Annotated in this window: 1 protein-coding gene and 2 pseudogenes; all 3 read left to right on the top strand. The window is 67.0% G+C overall.

All coding sequences use genetic code 11. The features are described from left to right. Nucleotides 1–283: pseudogene (locus LB533_RS29725) on the top strand (xanthine dehydrogenase family protein subunit M); the annotation flags it as partial. Continuing rightward, nucleotides 280–2,577 (top strand): xanthine dehydrogenase family protein molybdopterin-binding subunit, encoded by a 2,298-nt coding sequence (locus LB533_RS29720; protein WP_224678881.1) that lies wholly within the window; start codon nucleotides 280–282, stop codon nucleotides 2,575–2,577. The pseudogene LB533_RS29725 and the gene LB533_RS29720, both read left to right, overlap by 4 nt. 201 nt (nucleotides 2,578–2,778) lie before the next feature. Beyond that, nucleotides 2,779–3,943: pseudogene (locus LB533_RS29715) on the top strand (autotransporter outer membrane beta-barrel domain-containing protein); the annotation flags it as partial.

The following is a 3,943-nucleotide window of genomic DNA, read 5'->3' as shown; positions in this document are numbered from 1 at the left end:
CGCGTGCCCCGCCGCCCGGGCCGCCGGCGCCCTCCAACTCGAGGCCGACGAGCGCACCGTCCGCGACCTGCGCGTCGCGCTCGGCAGCGTTGCCACCAAACCCTGGCGGGCGCGCGCCGTGGAAGAGGCGCTGAAAGGCAAGGCGCTGGAGCCTGAGGCTGTCCGCGCGGCCAGCCTGCTCGCCATCGAGGGCGCCGTCGACCATGGCGCCAACCACTACAAGATCGAGCTCGCGCCGCGCGTCGTCGCGCGCGCCATCCTCAAACTGGGAGAAGCGGCATGACCGTTCACATCGCAAGACATGGCGACGCCTCCGACGGCGTGCTGGCACAAGCCGTCGGCGGCCGGCTGTCGCGCGTCGACGGCCCGGCCAAGATCACCGGCGCGGCCAAATACGCCGTCGAACAGCAGCTCGAAGGCCTGGCCTATGCCGTACTGGTCGACAGCACGATCGCGTCCGGCAAGGTGCGCGCCATCGATACGGCGCAGGCTGAGGCGGCGCCCGGCGTGCTGCAAGTGCTGACGCCGGACACCATCATCGCCTTGAAAACCGCGTCGGACTGGTTCGGCACGCCTCCGCCCGGCAAGCCTTATTGCCCGCTGGCGCGCGACATCAGCTTTTCGGGCCAGCATGTCGCCGCCGTGGTCGCCGAAACCTTCGAGCAGGCGGTCGCGGCAGCGGCACTGGTCAAGGTCGACTATGACGAAACGCCGGCCATCGTCGACCTCAACGATGTCAAGGCCGGCGACGGCATACCGATCGACGCCATGACCAAGGAATGGGGCGACGCGCAGGATGCCTTTGCGTCCGCCCCGGTCCGGATCTGCGCCGCCTACAACACGCCGCGCGAATACCAGGCGCCGATTGAGCCGCACGGCCTGATCGCGCGCTGGGAGGGCGACCGGCTCACTGTTTGGGAGCCGAGCCAGTGGCTCGACGGCATGGCGCGCACCTATGCCGAATGGTTCGGTGTGCCGTTCGAGAATGTGCGGCTGGTCTCGCCCTATATTGGCGGCGGCTTCGGCTCCAAGGCTCTGGCGCTCGGCCATGGCGCGGTTGCGGCGTGTGCAGCCAAAATGCTCGGCCGGCCGGTGCGCCTGGTGATGACGCGCCCGCAGACCTTCACCGGCTATGGCGGCCGCGCCGCGACGCGCCAGACGGTGGCGCTCGGCGCCGACGCGGAAGGAAAAATCCAGTCGATCGTGCATCGCGGCGTCAACGAGACATCGATCGATGGCATGTGGGTCGAGCCATTGGCCTCGGTTACCTCGATCATGTACGCGACGCCGAACTTTTCGTCTCGGCAGAACGTCGTGCGGGTAAATTCCGTGGTGCCGGGCGCCATGCGCGCGCCGGGCGAGAACCCTTCGGCCTTCGGCATCGAAAGCGCCATCGACGAGCTCGCCTACGAGGTCGGCATCGACCCTTTGGAGATCCGGCTGCGGAACTATGCCGAGCAGGACCCGGAAGTGAAAAAAGCTTGGTCCACCAGACAGTTGCGCGAGGCTTTTGCCACAGGCGCCGAGCGCTTCGGCTGGGCCAGGCGCACACCGGAGCCGCGTTCGATGCGCGACGGCAACCAGCTGATCGGCTGGGGCGTGGCCGCCGGCACCTATCCGGTGCGGCGCGCCTATGGCGAGGCGATCGTGCGCATCCTGGCCGACGGCTCGGTCGAGGTCGAAAGCTCCTCGATCGACATGGGCCAGGGCACCTACACCATCCTGGCGCAGACGGCGGCCGAGACGGTCGGCGTGCCGGCTGACGACGTCGTGGTGAAGCTGGGCGATTCCCGCTTTCCTCGCGCCGGCGTCGCCGGCGGCTCGCGCCTAGCCGGCGTCATGACCGGTGCCGTCTACAAGGCCGCCACCTCGGCGCTCGACCAGCTGGTCGGGCTGGCGATCAGCGACCCGCGCTCGCCCTTCCATGCGCTGCAGGCCAACACGCTGGTCGTCGCCAATGGCCGCATCACCGCGCCGCGCGGCGACGGTCCCGATGTGTCGATAGCCGAGCTCCTCAAAAGCGTCGGCCGCGACCGCATCGAGGCGACAGGCGACACCATGCCGGCCAATTCGAGCGCCGAGGACCGCTACAGGAACTACACCACCATCGCCATGGCGCTGCCGCACACCGAAGGCGACTATTCCCGTCACTCCTGGTGCGCGCATTTCATCGAGGTGCGGGTCGACGAGGATTTCGGCACGGTGCGCGTCTCGCGCGTCGTGTCGGCGCTGGATTCGGGACGGCTCTACAATCCGAAGCTGGCGGAAAGCCAGTGGAAGGGCGGCATCATCATGGGTATCGGCCAGGCGTTGCTGGAAGAAGGCATCATCGACCGCCGCCACGGCCGCATCGTCAACAACAACCTCGCCGACTATCTGGTGCCGACCAATGCCGACATCCCGGACATCGAGGTGATCTCGGTCGGCATCCCCGACCCGCACTCCTCGGTGCTCGGCGGCAAGGGCGTCGGCGAACTGCCCATCGTCGGCGTGGCGCCGGCGATCGCCAACGCGGTGTTCCACGCGACGGGGAAGCGCGTCCGCGATCTGCCGATCACGCTGGAGAAGCTGATCTGAGGTTCGGAGCTGCCAATCTCCTCCCGGAGGGGGTTGGCAGCTTGACCGCTAACGGCCACAGATAAGAAAAAACGCCGGTCTTTGGGTTCAGCCCTGTTAACCCCCACAATTGACACAGTACTAACATGTCGTAAATAAAAGAGGTGGCTTGGAGTAGATCTGGGATCGCACCAATTGGCTGCACCGGGGGGCAGACTCATGATGTGTGTTCAGAACTCGGCCGGTCATTGGACCGGGCTGGTTTCGACGAATTCGGCCCTACGCGGCAGCCTGCGCTCGCAGGCGAGCCAGCTTGCGCTGCGATCCGCCATCGGTATCGCCGCCGCTGCGTGCGCGAGCCTGTTGACTCCGGGACAGGCCTGGGCGGATTGCCTCGTCGGCGCCGTCACTGTCCAATGCGACACTACCTCCACCACCAACACGACGTCTCCCGCCAACCCACCCAATGATCGTGCCTATCAGGGCTTGTTAGGCGTGCCGCTCGACGTGACCGTCGATGCGGGAACGACGATAAGCGGGAATGGCCTTGCGGTTTCCAACCTCGGCCCCGGTGGCGTAACTGTTACCAACAATGGCACAATCAGCGTCGATGCCGGCAACGCGCCGACCGCAGGCGGCACGGCGGCCCTGTCGGTCTTTGGGGCCGGCGGCACGATCACCTACACGGGCGGGAGCATCACCAACAATGGCACCGGCAACGCGTTCGACGTGACGCAGACCGGGGGTGTCGGCTTGATAGACATTAACGCCTCCGGCAATATCTTTTCGGCGGCAGGCGAAGGCATCACCGTCCGCGACGTCGCGACCAACACCGGCATTTCGGTGATTACCAACAATGTCACCGCGCTGACGGCGGGCAAGGACGGCATCGACGTCCAGTCCATCTCGCTGACTGGCAACATCACCGAGGTCGCCAATGGCGACATCAAGGCGGGCAATGCCGGCATGGTGGCGGGGCTCCTCAACACTGGCGCGAGCGGCAACATCGACGTGACCGCCAACGGCTCGATCGACGCCCGCTTCGGCATCGACGCCGAGAACTTCGGCTCGGGCTCGACCACGGTGACCACCGTCGGTCCGGTCACTGCGACCGGCGGCAACGGCATCTTCGCGCGGTCTGCCGGCGGCGCCGTCACGGTGACCGCGGGCGACGTGACGTCCGTCGGCAACACCGCCATCATCGCCCGGCAGGCCAAGATTGCCGGCTCGGGCATTATCGACGTGACCGTGGGCAACGTCTCGGGCACGACCGGCATCGAGGCGACCAACAGCGGCACGGGCGCGATTGCCGTCACCGCCAATGGCACGGTCACCGGCACGCTCGCCGAGGGCATCAAGGCGACCGGTAACGGCGCGGTGGGCGTAG

This window comes from Mesorhizobium sp. BR1-1-13 (assembly GCF_020165515.1).
GTDB lineage: Bacteria > Pseudomonadota > Alphaproteobacteria > Rhizobiales > Rhizobiaceae > Mesorhizobium.
Note: the sequence above shows the minus strand (reverse complement) of the source record. Positions and strands in the feature narration are given on the sequence as shown.

What these genes read in the sequence shown, in the direction of transcription:
- LB533_RS29720 (WP_224678881.1), top strand. Translation starts at nt 280, where the DNA reads ATGACCGTTCACATCGCAAGACATGGCGACGCCTCCGACGGCGTGCTG.